Below are 14,740 nucleotides of genomic sequence, written 5' to 3'. Positions count from 1 at the left end.
CAAAAATTAACTCTTTCATGTTAAGAAAAACCAAAAATTTATTCTTTGACTTTGATTACTAGCGGGTTAATGGGGGGGCAGTTTAAAATAGTAATGTTAGTATACCTAAATAGGTTAAATTACATTATGGGGTATCCAACTTATAATGAATTCATAAAGTCAAATGCTTGAATCAAACCCTTTAAAGACTTAATTTTAATATTATTATCTTTAATGAAGGCTTTAACTTTAGCCCCATTTTCTCCAGATATTTTTCGAAGATTAGATTTGCTTACCTTTAAAGGTAGGGGTGTGCTTCCTTTTAGGCTAAAATAATATGATACATCATCAACAAATCTTGGAGGGAAAGATCTGTCCAGTGAAGTTCTAGCTTCAACTGCTTTCATAAAAACTTTTTTTCTCTTTATATATAATGAATATTTATTGTTGTCAACTAAAACAACTAAATATCCAATAACAGGGTAATTAGATTCTTTTAACCGGTGAGGTAATAGTCTATATTCTTCATTATCAATAATGGCATTAACTTTCGCGCTTTTTAAAAGTATTTCCTCAGCATCTTTTTGTGTAGTGCTGTTTCCCATTTCAATTTCATCATTTGCAGCATTGTATCTTAACAATGTTTTGTCTTTTAATTCTTCCCCAAAATATACGACTGTTGATAATTGAAAGTTTTCACTAAAGTAGTAAGTGCCTTTAACTCCTTTAGGTGGAGTAGCTTTTCTAGCTCGACGATTTTTTAAATCAGTGAGGGCGTCCATGCTCCTTGTGTCTGTTAAATCTTGCTGAGAATAAATATTTATACTAATTAGTAAGATTAATATTGGGTGAAACTTTGAGTAAGTAAAAAATTTTTTCATTGTATTTTTTTCGTGCGTAAACTTATAAAATAAATTTGAGACAATTGAAATGGTTATTAATAATCTTGACTAAATGCTTATACTTATATAATGGACACTAATTAAGGCAAATGGTTTAATGCCTTTTAATTTATTTTTTAAACAGGTTAGATTTACAATAATTATCAGACATAGCAAGTCTTTAAATTTTTATAAATATCAATAAATCAATAAAATAACTTGTCTATTTTTACTGACAAATTTTAAAAAAAATAAACTTACTGCTTTTAATCAACCATTAAATATCATTATTTTTTTAAAAAACACCATTTTTGGATTTGAAAGACAAAAAAAATATTCTACATTTGCACGCCCAAAAAGGGGATTTCAATAATAAAAATTGATAAAAAATATATGCCAACTATTGCACAATTAGTAAGAAAAGGAAGAGTGACAAATACTAAGAAGAGTAAATCTGCTTCTTTAGAATCCTGTCCACAACGCCGTGGTGTATGTACGAGAGTATATACTACCACTCCGAAAAAACCAAATTCAGCTATGCGAAAAGTTGCTCGTGTACGATTGACCAATGGAAAAGAAGTAAATGCATACATTCCTGGAGAAGGACACAATCTTCAAGAACACTCTATCGTGTTAGTTCGTGGTGGAAGAGTAAAAGATTTGCCTGGAGTTCGTTATCACATAGTACGTGGAGCTCTTGACACCGCAGGAGTTGAAGGTCGACTTCAAAGAAGATCCAAATATGGAGCTAAACGTCCTAAAAAATAATAATTTCTTCAACGATTAACCATGAGAAAAAGAGAAGCTAAAAAACGACCATTACTACCAGATCCAGAATTTAAAGATCAATTAGTTACTCGGTTTGTGAATAATCTTATGTGGGATGGTAAAAAATCAACCGCTTACAAAATTTTTTATGATGCTATTAATATAATAGACGAAAGAAAGAAAGAGGAAGAGGAGAAAACGGCTCTTGAAATATGGAAAGATGCATTATCAAATGTAATGCCTCATGTCGAGGTTAGGAGTAGAAGAGTTGGAGGTGCCACATTTCAAATTCCTATGCAAATTCGTGCTGACAGAAAAGTTTCTCTGGCTATGAAATGGTTAATTACTTCTGCGCGCAAGCGTAATGAAAAATCAATGGCTCTTAGGCTTGCAAATGAATGTATTGCTGCTGAAAAAGAAGAAGGTTCTGCTGTAAAGAAAAGAGTGGATACTCACAAAATGGCCGAAGCAAACAAGGCCTTTTCTCATTTTAGATTTTAATTTCAGACATATAATTTAAAATGGCAAGAAATTTAAAATACACACGAAACATTGGAATTGCTGCTCATATTGATGCAGGTAAAACAACCACCACAGAGCGAATTCTTTTTTACACAGGTGTTAGTCATAAAATTGGAGAAGTTCATGATGGAGCGGCAACAATGGATTGGATGGAGCAAGAACAAGAAAGAGGAATCACTATAACCTCAGCAGCCACAACTTGTAAATGGTCATTTCCTTCAGAAAAAGAACAAGATGAATCTGATGCTAATGAATATCATTTTAACATAATAGACACCCCTGGTCACGTTGATTTTACAGTTGAAGTAAACCGATCATTAAGAGTTCTTGATGGATTGGTTTTTTTATTTTCAGCCGTAGATGGTGTTGAGCCTCAATCAGAAACAAATTGGCGTTTAGCTGATAATTATAAAGTTCCTCGTATAGGATTTGTTAACAAAATGGACCGTCAAGGTTCTAATTTTTTAGGAGTATGTAAGCAAGTTAAAGACATGCTTAAATCAAATGCCGTTCCAATAGTCTTAAATATTGGTGATGAAGAACATTTTAAAGGTATTGTTGATTTAGTTAAAAATCGTGCGATTGTATGGCATGATGATAATTACGGCTCAACATTTGATGTTGTTGATATTCCTTCTGATCTAAAAGAAGAGGCAAAAATGCTTCGTAATCAACTAATAGAGGCTGTTGCTGAATATGATGAAGTTCTATTAGAGAAGTTTTTTGATGACCCGGACAGTATAACTGAAGATGAGATTCATAATGCTTTAAGAGCAGCTACTCAGGAAATTAGTATTATACCCATGATTTGTGGATCTTCATTTAAAAACAAAGGCGTGCAGTTTTTATTAGATGCCGTGTGTCGTTATTTACCTTCACCTCAGGATAAAGAGGCTATAACTGGTACTGATCCAAATACAGACCTTGAGATTTCAAGAAAGCCAAATGCAAAAGAACCTTTTTCGGCATTAGCATTTAAAATTGCTACTGATCCTTATGTCGGTCGTTTAGCATTTTTTCGCGCATATTCTGGAAGACTTGACGCCGGTTCATATGTTTTAAATAACCGTTCTGGTAATAAGGAAAGAATTTCTCGTATTTATCAAATGCATTCTAACAAACAAAATGCTATTGATTATATCGAAGCGGGAGATATAGGTGCCGCAGTAGGATTTAAAGATATTAAAACAGGCGATACGCTTACGGAAGAAAAACACCCTATTGTATTGGAAAGTATGGACTTTCCTGATCCAGTAATTGGAATTGCAGTTGAACCCAAAACTAAAGCAGATGTTGACAGATTAGGAATGTCTTTAGCTAAGTTGGCTGAGGAGGATCCGACCTTTCAAGTAAAATCTGATGAGGCTTCCGGACAAACAATTATTTCTGGAATGGGTGAACTACATTTAGATATTATAGTTGATCGTCTTCGAAGAGAATTTAAGGTAGAGGTAAATCAAGGGCAACCTCAAGTAGAATATAAGGAAGCTTTAACCATTAAAGCTCAACATAGAGAAATTTATAAAAAACAATCAGGAGGTAGAGGTAAGTTTGCAGATATTGTATTTGAAATTGAGCCTGCTGAAGAAGGTAAGCCAGGACTAGAATTTGTCAATCTTATTAAGGGAGGAAATGTTCCTAAAGAATATATTCCTTCAGTAGAAAAAGGATTTAAAATGTCAATGAATAATGGTCCTTTGGCAGGTTTTGAAGTTGACTCTATGAAAGTAACATTGAAAGATGGGTCTTTTCATGCGGTTGATTCAGATTCTCTTTCCTTTGAGTTAGCAGCTAAACTAGGATTTAAAAATTCTGCAAAAGCAGCAAAAGCAGTAATAATGGAGCCAATCATGAAGTTAGAGGTTTTAACTCCAGAAATCAATATGGGTGATATAGTAGGTGATTTAAACCGTCGTCGTGGTCAAGTGAGTGCTATGGACGATAGAGCGGGAGCGAAAGTTGTAAAGGCTCTGGTTCCTCTATCTGAAATGTTTGGGTATGTAACTTCATTAAGAACGCTTTCATCAGGTAGAGCTACATCAACTATGGAGTTTTCACATTATGCCGAAACCCCATCACATATATCTGAGGCAGTTATTGCTGATGTAAAAGGAAAAAACGTTTAATTAAGCATCAATGAGTCAAAAAATTAGAATAAAATTAAAATCCTACGATCACAATTTGGTAGATAAGTCTGCTGATAAAATCGTAAAAACAGTAAAGACAACCGGTGCTGTAGTAACTGGACCTATTCCGCTTCCTACAAACAAAAAAATCTTTACTGTATTACGTTCACCACACGTAAATAAGAAATCGCGTGAGCAATTTAAATTATGTTATTACAAGCGTTTGTTAGACATATACAGCTCTTCATCAAAAACAATTGATGCGCTAATGAAGTTAGAATTACCAAGTGGAGTAGAAGTAGAAATAAAAGTATAATAAAAAAATAATAGTAATCATGTCTGGATTAATCGGAAAAAAAATCGGAATGACATCTCTTTATGATGTAAATGGAAAAAATATTCCATGTACAGTTATAGAAGTTGGTCCTTGCGTGGTTACCCAAGTCAGAACTAAAGATATTGATGGGTATGATGCTCTTCAGTTAGGTTTCGATGACAAGTCTGAAAAAAATAGTTCTAATGCAGCTATCGGCCATTTCAAAAAGGCTAACTCTCCTGTCAAGCGTAAACTTGTTGAATTTCAAAATTTTAGTGAAGACCATAAACTGGGTGACCATATAACTGTAGAACATTTTGTAGAAGGAGAATTTGTTGATGTTTCTGGAACATCAAAGGGAAAAGGATTCCAAGGAGTTGTTAAAAGACACGGTTTTGCTGGAGTAGGACAAGCTACTCACGGTCAACATAATCGTCTTCGTGCTCCAGGGTCTATTGGTGCAGCATCATATCCTGCCCGAGTATTTAAGGGTATGCGAATGGCTGGTCAAATGGGAAACGAATCTGTAAAAGTGCAAAACCTTCGTGTTGTTAAAGTTGTTGCAGAAAAAAATATTCTTGTTGTAAAAGGTTGTGTCCCAGGACATAAAAACGCATACGTAATAATAAGGAAATAATGGAAATAGCTATTGTAAATATTGAAGGAAAAGAAACCGGAAGAAAAGCAAAGCTTGATCCTTCTGTGTTTGGTGTAGAGCCTAATAATCATGCTATTTATTTAGATGTCAAACAACACTTGGCAAATAAACGTCAAGGGACACATAAATCCAAAGAACGTGCTGAGATTGTTGGTTCAACCAGAAAAATAAAAAAGCAAAAAGGTACAGGTACTGCTAGAGCAGGTAGTATAAAAAATCCATTATTTAGAGGAGGAGGAAGAGTTTTTGGTCCTTCACCTAGAGATTATAGTCAAAAAGTTAATAAAAAAGTTAAACGATTAGCTCGAAAATCTGCACTCAGTATAAAAGCTAAAGATAAGTCAATCATTGTTTTAGAAGATTTTCAGCTATCAGAACCAAAGACTTCTTCCTTTATAAAGGTATTGAAGGCTTTAAATCTAGAGGGTAAAAAATCCCTACTGGTATTGGGAGAGAAAAATAAAAATGTATATTTGTCGTCGCGCAATTTAAAAAATTCTCAAGTTATAACTAACTCAGAATTAAACACTTACAAAATAACCAATGCTGGTAATTTGGTTTTATCTGAAAGTGCTATTGCCGATCTAGAATTAATTTTGAATAAAGTTTAGGTATATGAGTATTATAATTAAACCAATTATCACCGAAAAAGCTACATCAGATAGCGAGCTTAATAATCGTTATACATTCCTTGTTGACACAAAAGCCAACAAAGTTGAGATTAAGAAAGCTGTTGAAAAATCATACGGTGTAAATGTTAATAAAGTTCGAACTATGAATTATGGTCCCGAGCGAAAAACAAAGTTTACTAAAACAGGTATTCAACACGGAAAAACGAACGCATTAAAAAAAGCTATTGTTCAGGTAGCAGACGGTGATGTAATTGATTTTTATAGTAATTTATAATAACAGATAGATGTCAGTTAGAAAATTAAAACCAGTAACGCCCGCACAAAGATTTAGAGTAGTAAATGGCTTTGATGCAATTACTACAGATAAACCTGAAAAAACTTTATTAGAGCCAAAAAAGCGTAGTGGAGGAAGAAACAATAAAGGTAAAATGACCATTCGTCATCGTGGTGGCGGCCATAAAAAACGTTATCGTGTTATTGACTTTAAGAGAAATAAATTTGATATTTCCGCCACCGTACAATCAATTGAATATGACCCAAACAGAAGTTCATTTATTGCTCTTGTAGAATATACGGATGGAGAGAAAAGATATATCATAGCGCAAAATGGCTTGAAAGTTGATCAAAAAATTTCATCAGGTGATAAGTCTACACCAGATATTGGAAATGCTTTACCGTTATCTAAAATTCCACTTGGAACCATAATTTCATGTATCGAGCTACAACCAGGAAAAGGAGCTGTTATAGCTCGAAGTGCTGGTTCCTTCGCGCAGTTAATGGCTAGAGATGGTAAATTTGCAACAATCAAAATGCCTTCAGGAGAAACCAGGTTGATTCAAACTATTTGTTTGGCCGTAATTGGAGCAGTTTCCAATACCGATCATCAATTATTGGTTTCAGGAAAAGCCGGGAGATCACGTTGGTTAGGACGACGTCCTAGGACAAGACCAGTAGCGATGAATCCTGTTGATCACCCAATGGGTGGTGGAGAAGGTCGTGCATCTGGAGGACACCCTCGTTCTAGAAATGGTATTCCTGCAAAAGGATACCGTACACGTACTAAAACAAAAGCAAGTAATAAGTTCATTATTGAGCGCAGAAAAAAATAAACTATGGCACGTTCACTTAAAAAAGGTCCTTATGTTCATCATAGCTTAAACGCTAAGGTTCACAAGAATATTGAAGATAACAAAAAAGCTGTTATTAAAACATGGTCTAGGGCATCACTAATTACACCTGATTTTGTTGGACAAACAATAGCTGTTCATAACGGAAAAACTCACATTCCTGTTTATATTACAGAGAATATGGTAGGACATAAATTAGGTGAATTTTCACCAACACGTTCATTTAGAGGGCATGCTGGAGCAAAAAATAAAGGTAAAAAATAAAGCACATGGGAAATCGTAAAAGACAGAGTGCTGAACTCACAAAAGAAGGTAAAAAAAATATTGCCTTTGCAAAATTAAATAACTGTCCTACATCTCCACGTAAAATGAGACTTGTAGCTGATCAGGTAAGAGGTGAGAAAATAGATAAAGCTCTTTCTATCCTTAAGTTTAGCCCTAAAGAGGCTTCACGTAGGTTAGAAAAGTTATTGCTTTCTGCTATTTCAAACTGGCAAGCCAAAAATGAAGAAGGTGATGTTGAGAATGCAGAGTTATTTGTAAAAGAAATTAAAGTAGATAGTGGAAGTATGCTTAAACGCCTTCGTCCAGCTCCTCAGGGGCGTGCTCATCGAATTAGAAAAAGATCAAATCATGTAACCCTTGTTTTGGGTGCAAACAATATTGAAGATTAAATTATGGGACAAAAAACTAATCCTATTGGAAATCGCCTAGGAATTATTAGAGGCTGGGACTCTAACTGGTATGGTGGTCGAGATTATGGAGATAAATTAGCTGAGGATGATAAAATCCGTAAGTATATTCATGCCCGTTTGGCAAAAGCTAGTGTTTCAAATGTTATCATTGAAAGAACATTAAAATTAATTACCCTAACTATAACGACTGCACGACCTGGAATAATTATTGGTAAAGCTGGTTCAGAAGTTGACAAGTTAAAAGAGGAGTTAAAGAAAATTACTGATAAAGAAGTTCAAATAAATATTCACGAAATTAAAAGACCGGAGTTAGATGCAAAACTTGTTGCTTCAAGTATTGCTCGTCAAATTGAAAATCGTATTTCATATCGTCGTGCAATTAAAATGTCAATTGCTTCATCTATAAGAATGAATGCTGAGGGTATCAAGGTTCAAATTTCAGGACGATTAAATGGTGCTGAAATGGCAAGAAGTGAATCGTATAAAGAAGGTCGTATTCCATTATCAACTTTTAGAGCAGATATTGATTATGCACTTGTTGAAGCTCATACTACATACGGTCGTTTGGGAGTGAAAGTTTGGATAATGAAAGGTGAAGTTTATGGAAAAAGAGAATTATCTCCACTTGTTGGAATGCAAAAAAAATCGGGAGTAAATTCGAAAAATAATAATAAATCTGGAGGTCGTCAACAGCGCCGCGGAAAAAACTAAAACTGAATCATAGGTATTATGTTACAACCTAAAAGAACAAAATTTCGGAAGGCACAAAAAGGAAGAATGAAAGGTCTTTCTCAAAGAGGTAACCAGTTATCTAATGGAATGTTTGGTATTAAATCTACAGATTCTCTTTTTATAACATCAAGGCAAATTGAAGCTGCAAGGATTGCCGCTACGCGCCATATGAAACGTGAAGGCCAATTATGGATTAAAATATTTCCAGATAAACCTATAACTAAGAAGCCATTGGAAGTTAGAATGGGTAAAGGTAAAGGTGCTCCAGAATATTTTGTTGCAGTTGTAAAGCCCGGTCGAATATTGTTTGAAGTTGCTGGTGTAACATTAGATATAGCAAAAGAAGCTTTAAGGCTTGCGGCTCAAAAGCTCCCTGTTCGAACTAAGTTTATTATTGCTCGTGATTATCAAAAAGAAACTGATTAAAGATGAAACAAACTGAAATAGAAAAACTCTCGGCACAAGACTTAATAGATAAAGTAGAGGAATTTAAAAAAAAATTAAACGACTTAAGAATGACACATACGATTTCGCCTTTAGAAAATCCCATACAAATTCGAGATGTTCGCAGAACAATATCACGTTTATTAACAGCACAAAATGCTAAAAAATAAACCAATAAGAAATAACTATTATGGAAAGTAGAAATCTTAGAAAAGAACGAATTGGAAAAGTAACTAGTAATAAAATGGAAAAATCTATTGTTGTTGCTGAAGTTAAAAGAACTAAACATCCAATGTACGGTAAATACGTTTTAAAGACTAAAAAGTATACCGCTCATGATGAAACAAATGATTGTAATATCGGTGATACGGTTAAAATAATGGAAACTCGTCCCTTAAGTAAGTCAAAAAACTGGAGATTAGTTGAAATAATAGAAAGAGCAAAATAAAATGTTACAACAAGAATCAAGACTTAAAGTTGCTGATAACACAGGAGCAAAAGAAGTATTAACAATTAGAGTGCTAGGAGGTACAAAAAGACGTTATGCTTCTGTAGGTGATAAAATTGTTATTACTGTAAAAGATGCAACCCCTGCTGGCACAGTAAAGAAAGGACAAGTTTCCACTGCAGTTGTTGTTAGAACCACTAAAGAAATTAGAAGACCTGATGGATCATACATTCGTTTTGATGATAACGCATGTGTATTGCTTAATGAAACAGGTGAGATGAGAGGAACTCGTGTTTTTGGTCCTGTTGCTCGTGAATTGCGAGATAAGCAGTTTATGAAAATTGTTTCACTAGCACCTGAGGTGTTATAAATTTTATAATAATGAAAAAATTTAAAATTAGAAAAGGTGACAATGTAAGAGTTGTAGCTGGTGCTCAAAAAGGTAGTGAGGGAAAGGTGGTTAAAATTATTTCTGAAACAGGTAGAGTTATTGTTGAGGGAATTAACCTTGTAAAGAAACACACTAAGCCAAGTGCTCAAAGTCCTCAAGGAGGCATTGTCGAAAAAGAATCATCAATTGATATTTCAAACCTTTCAATCCTTACCGCTGACGGAAATATAACGAGAATAGGTTATCGAATTGAGGATGATAAGAAAGTTCGTTATTCAAAAAAATCAAATGAAGTTTTATAATTATGAGCTACCAACCAAGACTTAAAAAGGAGTACAAAGAAAAAATAGTGAATTCTCTAAAGGATGAATTTAGTTATTCAAATATAATGGAAGTACCTAAGCTAAAAAAAATTGTTATAAGTAAAGGTGTTGGTGCAGCCGTTTCAGACAAAAAACTTATTGATTATGCTGTTGATGAATTAACGCAAATTTCTGGTCAAAAAGCTGTTCCAACTTTATCTAAGAAAGATGTAGCTTCTTTCAAATTAAGAAAAGGTATGCCCATAGGAACGAAAGTAACTCTTCGTGGTGAAAAAATGTATGAGTTTTTAGATAGACTTGTTACAGTAGCTTTACCACGTGTTAGAGATTTTCAAGGAGTAAAAGCTACTGGTTTTGATGGACGAGGAAATTATAATCTTGGAGTCACTGAGCAGATTATTTTCCCTGAAATAAATATTGATAAAGTTAATAAAATAGGTGGAATGGATATTACATTTGTCACCAATGCACATACAGATAAAGAAGCGAAATCATTATTAAATGAGTTAGGGCTTCCATTTAAAAAAAATTAATATGGCAAAAGAATCAATGAAAGCTCGTGAGGTAAAAAGAGCTAAAACAGTAGCAAAATATTCTGCAAAGCGTAAAGCTTTAAAAGAAGCAGGTGATTATGAAGCTCTTCAGAAGTTACCAAAAAACGCATCTCCAGTACGTTTACACAATCGATGCAAGTTAACGGGACGACCAAAAGGTTATATACGTCAGTTTGGACTTTCACGTGTTACTTTTAGAGAAATGGCTAATAATGGATTGATACCTGGAGTAACAAAAGCTAGCTGGTAAAAAAAACAAAAATTATGAATACAGACCCAATTGCAGATTATTTAACTCGAATTCGTAACGCGAATAGTGCTGGTCATCGTGTTGTTGATATACCATCATCCAACACAAAACAGGAAATGACTAAAATTCTTTTTGATCAAGGATTTATACTTAGTTTTAAATTTGAGGAAACTAAAAATAATCAGGGAAACATTAAAATTGCTCTTAAGTATGATTCAAATACTAAAGACCCTGTCATCAAAAAATTACAGAGAATTAGTACTCCAGGTTTACGTAAATATTCTGGTAGTGATAATCTTCCTAGAGTGTTAAATGGATTAGGTATTTCAATAATCTCTACCTCAAGTGGTTTGATGACTGGAAAACAAGCAAAAAAACAAAATGTAGGAGGCGAAGTGCTTTGCTATGTATATTAATAAAGGAAATTGTAAATAAATGTCTAGAATAGGAAATAATCCCATAGTAATACCCGAAGGAGTAACTGTGGATATTCAAGAGAATTTGATAACTGTTAAAGGAAAGCTTGGTGAGTTATCTCAACCATATTCTGATGTAAACTTTAAAAACAATGATGGTATTATAAATGTGATAAATCCCTCTAAAACAAAAGACTCTAATGCTAAGCACGGTTTATATCGTGCCTTGGTCAATAATATGGTTGAAGGGGTATCTAAGGGGTTTACAAAAGAATTAGAATTGGTTGGTGTGGGCTATCGCGCTACTAATCAAGCTCAACTTCTTGACTTATCATTAGGGTATTCACATAACATTGTTTTTAATATTGCACCTGAAGTAAAGGTTGAAACAATTTCAGCAAAAGGAAAAAATCCTAGAATAAAACTCACCTCACATGACAAGCAATTGATCGGTTTTGTTGCCGCTAAGATTAGGTCATTTAGAAAACCTGAACCATACAAGGGTAAAGGCGTTCGTTTTGTTGGAGAAGAAATAAGAAGAAAAGCAGGTAAATCAGCATAATTTTATACCATGGGATTGACAAAAACACAACGTAGAGAAAGAATTCGTAAAAGAATTAGAAAAACAATATCAGGTAGTTCATTAGAGCCCAGATTAGCAGTTTTTAGAAGTAATAAAGAGATTTATGCTCAATTAATTGATGATCAAAATGGAACAACTCTAGCGACAGCATCCTCAAGAGAAAAAGATATTTCCGGTTCATCTAGAATTGAGAATTCAGCGATGGTTGGTAAATTGATTGCAGAACGCTCAATAGCAGCAGGTGTAAAAACTGTTAAGTTTGATCGTGGTGGGTATTTATATCATGGTAGAGTCAAATCATTAGCAGATGGTGCTCGTGAAGCAGGTCTTAAATTTTAATAGATTAAATATATGTATCAAAACTATAGTAATATCGAATATGTTAAACCTGCGGGGCTTGATTTAAAAGATCGTCTAGTAGCTGTTCAACGTGTAACTAAAGTAACTAAAGGAGGGCGAGCATTTGGTTTTTCCGCCATTGTTGTTGTAGGTGATGAAAATGGAGTTATAGGACAAGGACTAGGTAAGTCAAAAGAAGTTCCGGTAGCTATTTCAAAAGCTATTGAAGATGCCAAGAAAAACTTAGTTAGAATTCCAATTAAAAATGGAACTCTTCCACATGAACAAAAAGGTAAATATGGAGGGGGTAGAGTTTTTCTAAAACCTGCATCTGATGGAACGGGTGTTATTGCTGGTGGAGCTGTTAGAGCTGTGTTAGAATCAGTAGGAGTTCGCAATGTTCTCTCAAAGTCACAAGGATCTTCTAACGCACACAATGTTGTAAAAGCTACCTTTGACGCCTTACTTCAACTTAGAAGTCCAGAAACAGTTGCTAGTCAAAGAGGAGTATCAATCGATAAAGTATTTAATGGTTAATCTATTAAAATGGAAAAAATAAAAGTTATACAGGTAAAAAGTAGTATTAAAAGAATTAAGTCTCAAAAAAGAACTCTTGAAGCTTTAGGTTTAAGAGGAATTGGTAAAGAGGTTATACATGATTCTTCACCTAGTATTTTAGGGATGGTTAAAAAAGTAGAACATTTAGTTTCAGTTGTTGAAGCTTAAAAACAGACATTAAATGAGTTTAAGTAATTTACAACCCGCAATTGGGTCAACACATAAAAACAGCAAACGGCTTGGACGTGGTCAAGGATCAGGAAAAGGTGGAACCGCTGCAAGAGGACATAAAGGTGCTAAGTCTCGTTCTGGATATTCTAAAAAGTTAGGATTTGAAGGAGGTCAAATGCCTTTGCAAAGACGTGTTCCGAAGTTTGGATTTAAAAATATTAACCGTAAAGAATATACGGGTGTTAATATAGATACTATTCAGGCATTGGTTGATTCAAAAAAAATAAAAGGAGAATTGACAATTGATCATTTAATCTCTCTTCGTTTGGCAGGAAAGAATGATCTTGTTAAAATTTTAGGAAGAGGAAAAATCCAAGCTTCATTGAAAGTTTCGGCTCATAAATTTACATCTACTGCAAAAATTGCAATTGAAAAAGCAGGGGGAGAAGCTATTAGTATAGAATAATATGAAAAAGTTTTTAGAAACCATAATAAATATTTATAATATAGAAGAACTCCGTAAAAGGATAGGAGTTACATTATTCTTGCTATTGGTTTATCGCTTGGGTGCGCAAATTGTTATTCCTGGAATAGATTCAGTTCAACTCGCATCATTGGCTCAGAAAACTGATGCTGGGGGTCTTTTAGGAATATTAAATGCCTTTACCGGAGGAGCCTTTGCTAATGCATCAGTGTTTGCTTTAGGTATAATGCCATATATTTCTGCATCTATTGTTGTTCAGCTTATGGGTATAGCAATACCCTACCTTCAAAAGCTACAAAAAGAAGGAGAAAGTGGCCGTAAAACTATTAATCAAATCACAAGATGGTTAACTATTGCAATATGTGTTGTACAAGCGCCAGCATATTTGTTTGGTTTAAGTGCTTTAGGTGTTCCTGACAGTGCCTTTATACTTGGAAGAGGTCCTTTGTTTCTTTTTTCATCTGTAACAATTTTAGTTACAGGAACTATTTTTGCGATGTGGTTAGGTGAAAAAATAACTGACAAAGGTATTGGTAATGGAATCTCATTACTTATAATGGTTGGAATAATAGCTAATCTTCCTTTATCCTTTACTCAAGAATTTATATCTAGAGTTAGTGAAAATAATGGAGGTCTCATGTTAGTACTTATTGAATTAGTTCTTTGGATTGTAATTATTTTATTTTCTATTTTACTTGTTATGGCTGTCCGTCAAATACCGGTTCAGTATGCTAGAAGGACTACTGGTGGAACTTCTCAACAAAATATTGCTGGTTCAAGACAATACATTCCCTTAAAATTAAACGCATCTGGGGTTATGCCGATTATTTTTGCACAAGCTTTAATGTTTGCTCCGGTCTATATAGGTAGTTTTTTAGGAAATTCTGATGTTGGTCAATGGATGCAAGCTGAATTTTCAGATATGTTTGGACTTTGGTATAATGTGTTGTTTGGTTTGTTGATTATAATTTTCACTTTCTTCTATACTGCGATTACAGTTCCTACAAATAAAATGTCCGATGATTTAAAAAGAAGTGGTGGTTTTGTTCCTGGAATTAAACCAGGAGTTGAAACATCAAATTATTTAGATACCGTTATGTCTCATATTACTTTTCCAGGTTCATTATTTCTTGCAGCGATTGCAGTTTTTCCTGCTATTGTCGTTAAATTAATTGGAATGCAACAAGGTTGGGCATTGTTTTATGGAGGAACATCTTTGTTGATTATGGTAGGTGTTGCAATTGATACAATTCAGCAAATTAATTCTTACTTATTAAATCGTCATTATGACGGGTTAATGAAAACTGGAAAAAATCGTAGAACAATAACTCCAACAATATAGA

At 34.0% G+C, this 14,740-nt stretch carries 26 protein-coding genes; 25 read left to right on the top strand and 1 reads right to left on the bottom strand.

From position 1 onward, the window contains the following. Window positions 1-140 precede the first annotated feature (140 nt). Window positions 141-860 (bottom strand): hypothetical protein, encoded by a 720-nt coding sequence (locus tag AC34EU_RS01115; RefSeq protein WP_487533221.1) that lies wholly within the window; start codon window positions 858-860, stop codon window positions 141-143. Between the two features lie 393 nt (window positions 861-1,253). Here AC34EU_RS01115 and rpsL point away from each other — a divergent pair, with 393 nt between their 5' ends. The 25 genes from rpsL to secY are packed head-to-tail and all read left to right on the top strand — an operon-like array spanning window position 1,254 to window position 14,739. After that, entirely contained in the window at window positions 1,254-1,628 is a 375-nt protein-coding gene (gene rpsL, locus AC34EU_RS01110) for a 30S ribosomal protein S12 (RefSeq protein WP_487531205.1), read from the top strand. Window positions 1,629-1,649: 21 nt separating this feature from the next. Beyond that, window positions 1,650-2,129 (top strand): 30S ribosomal protein S7, encoded by a 480-nt coding sequence (gene rpsG / locus AC34EU_RS01105; RefSeq protein ID WP_487533222.1) that lies wholly within the window; start codon window positions 1,650-1,652, stop codon window positions 2,127-2,129. A 20-nt stretch (window positions 2,130-2,149) separates the two neighbouring features. Continuing rightward, complete coding sequence (fusA, locus tag AC34EU_RS01100) at window positions 2,150-4,276, top strand: elongation factor G (RefSeq protein WP_487533223.1); 2,127 nt, start codon at window positions 2,150-2,152, stop codon at window positions 4,274-4,276. Window positions 4,277-4,286: 10 nt separating this feature from the next. After that, on the top strand, window positions 4,287-4,592 hold the full coding sequence (gene rpsJ, locus AC34EU_RS01095) for a 30S ribosomal protein S10 (RefSeq protein WP_487533224.1): 306 nt from the start codon (window positions 4,287-4,289) through the stop codon (window positions 4,590-4,592). 19 nt (window positions 4,593-4,611) lie between these two features. Next, window positions 4,612-5,229 (top strand): 50S ribosomal protein L3, encoded by a 618-nt coding sequence (rplC, locus tag AC34EU_RS01090; RefSeq protein ID WP_487533225.1) that lies wholly within the window; start codon window positions 4,612-4,614, stop codon window positions 5,227-5,229. After that, window positions 5,229-5,861 (top strand): 50S ribosomal protein L4, encoded by a 633-nt coding sequence (gene rplD / locus AC34EU_RS01085; protein WP_487533226.1) that lies wholly within the window; start codon window positions 5,229-5,231, stop codon window positions 5,859-5,861. Before rplC ends, rplD begins: the two co-directional genes overlap by 1 nt. Window positions 5,862-5,865: 4 nt before the next feature. Beyond that, window positions 5,866-6,156 (top strand): 50S ribosomal protein L23, encoded by a 291-nt coding sequence (gene rplW / locus AC34EU_RS01080; protein WP_487533227.1) that lies wholly within the window; start codon window positions 5,866-5,868, stop codon window positions 6,154-6,156. A 10-nt stretch (window positions 6,157-6,166) separates the two neighbouring features. Continuing rightward, on the top strand, window positions 6,167-6,991 hold the full coding sequence (gene rplB / locus AC34EU_RS01075; protein ID WP_487533229.1) for a 50S ribosomal protein L2: 825 nt from the start codon (window positions 6,167-6,169) through the stop codon (window positions 6,989-6,991). 3 nt (window positions 6,992-6,994) lie between these two features. Continuing rightward, window positions 6,995-7,273, top strand: a complete 279-nt coding sequence (rpsS, locus tag AC34EU_RS01070; RefSeq protein ID WP_487533231.1) for a 30S ribosomal protein S19 — start codon at window positions 6,995-6,997, stop codon at window positions 7,271-7,273. Between the two features lie 5 nt (window positions 7,274-7,278). Next, entirely contained in the window at window positions 7,279-7,683 is a 405-nt protein-coding gene (gene rplV, locus AC34EU_RS01065) for a 50S ribosomal protein L22 (protein ID WP_487533232.1), read from the top strand. Between the two features lie 3 nt (window positions 7,684-7,686). After that, window positions 7,687-8,415 (top strand): 30S ribosomal protein S3, encoded by a 729-nt coding sequence (gene rpsC, locus AC34EU_RS01060; protein WP_487533234.1) that lies wholly within the window; start codon window positions 7,687-7,689, stop codon window positions 8,413-8,415. Between the two features lie 18 nt (window positions 8,416-8,433). Continuing rightward, on the top strand, window positions 8,434-8,862 hold the full coding sequence (rplP, locus tag AC34EU_RS01055) for a 50S ribosomal protein L16 (RefSeq protein ID WP_487533236.1): 429 nt from the start codon (window positions 8,434-8,436) through the stop codon (window positions 8,860-8,862). Between the two features lie 2 nt (window positions 8,863-8,864). Further along, window positions 8,865-9,050: a 50S ribosomal protein L29 gene (gene rpmC / locus AC34EU_RS01050; RefSeq protein WP_487533237.1), complete on the top strand. Its 186-nt coding sequence runs from the start codon at window positions 8,865-8,867 to the stop codon at window positions 9,048-9,050. Window positions 9,051-9,070: 20 nt separating this feature from the next. Further along, window positions 9,071-9,328, top strand: a complete 258-nt coding sequence (rpsQ, locus tag AC34EU_RS01045) for a 30S ribosomal protein S17 (protein ID WP_487533238.1) — start codon at window positions 9,071-9,073, stop codon at window positions 9,326-9,328. 1 nt (window position 9,329) lies between these two features. After that, window positions 9,330-9,698: a 50S ribosomal protein L14 gene (gene rplN / locus AC34EU_RS01040; protein WP_487533239.1), complete on the top strand. Its 369-nt coding sequence runs from the start codon at window positions 9,330-9,332 to the stop codon at window positions 9,696-9,698. Window positions 9,699-9,709: 11 nt separating this feature from the next. Further along, window positions 9,710-10,021 (top strand): 50S ribosomal protein L24, encoded by a 312-nt coding sequence (gene rplX / locus AC34EU_RS01035; RefSeq protein ID WP_487533240.1) that lies wholly within the window; start codon window positions 9,710-9,712, stop codon window positions 10,019-10,021. Between the two features lie 2 nt (window positions 10,022-10,023). Then, on the top strand, window positions 10,024-10,575 hold the full coding sequence (rplE, locus tag AC34EU_RS01030; protein ID WP_487533241.1) for a 50S ribosomal protein L5: 552 nt from the start codon (window positions 10,024-10,026) through the stop codon (window positions 10,573-10,575). Window position 10,576: 1 nt separating this feature from the next. Next, the gene (gene rpsN / locus AC34EU_RS01025) at window positions 10,577-10,846 is read left to right on the top strand and encodes a 30S ribosomal protein S14 (protein WP_487533242.1); all 270 of its coding nucleotides are present in this window, start codon (window positions 10,577-10,579) and stop codon (window positions 10,844-10,846) included. A gap of 14 nt (window positions 10,847-10,860) precedes the next feature. After that, window positions 10,861-11,262 (top strand): 30S ribosomal protein S8, encoded by a 402-nt coding sequence (gene rpsH / locus AC34EU_RS01020; RefSeq protein ID WP_487533243.1) that lies wholly within the window; start codon window positions 10,861-10,863, stop codon window positions 11,260-11,262. A gap of 19 nt (window positions 11,263-11,281) precedes the next feature. Further along, complete coding sequence (gene rplF / locus AC34EU_RS01015) at window positions 11,282-11,824, top strand: 50S ribosomal protein L6 (protein WP_487533244.1); 543 nt, start codon at window positions 11,282-11,284, stop codon at window positions 11,822-11,824. A gap of 9 nt (window positions 11,825-11,833) precedes the next feature. Then, window positions 11,834-12,184: a 50S ribosomal protein L18 gene (gene rplR / locus AC34EU_RS01010; RefSeq protein WP_487533246.1), complete on the top strand. Its 351-nt coding sequence runs from the start codon at window positions 11,834-11,836 to the stop codon at window positions 12,182-12,184. 12 nt (window positions 12,185-12,196) lie between these two features. Next, window positions 12,197-12,721: a 30S ribosomal protein S5 gene (gene rpsE / locus AC34EU_RS01005; protein WP_487533247.1), complete on the top strand. Its 525-nt coding sequence runs from the start codon at window positions 12,197-12,199 to the stop codon at window positions 12,719-12,721. 9 nt (window positions 12,722-12,730) lie between these two features. Next, on the top strand, window positions 12,731-12,910 hold the full coding sequence (gene rpmD / locus AC34EU_RS01000) for a 50S ribosomal protein L30 (RefSeq protein WP_487533248.1): 180 nt from the start codon (window positions 12,731-12,733) through the stop codon (window positions 12,908-12,910). Window positions 12,911-12,923: 13 nt separating this feature from the next. Continuing rightward, window positions 12,924-13,379, top strand: coding sequence for a 50S ribosomal protein L15 (rplO, locus tag AC34EU_RS00995; RefSeq protein ID WP_487533250.1), 456 nt, complete (start codon window positions 12,924-12,926; stop codon window positions 13,377-13,379). Between the two features lies 1 nt (window position 13,380). Continuing rightward, window positions 13,381-14,739, top strand: coding sequence for a preprotein translocase subunit SecY (gene secY, locus AC34EU_RS00990; protein WP_487533251.1), 1,359 nt, complete (start codon window positions 13,381-13,383; stop codon window positions 14,737-14,739). The last annotated feature ends 1 nt before the right edge of the window (window position 14,740 follow it).

Source organism: Candidatus Marivariicella framensis (assembly GCF_982709265.1).
The sequence above is the reverse complement of the archived record's forward strand: the minus strand, read 5'-3'. Positions and strand labels throughout refer to the sequence as shown.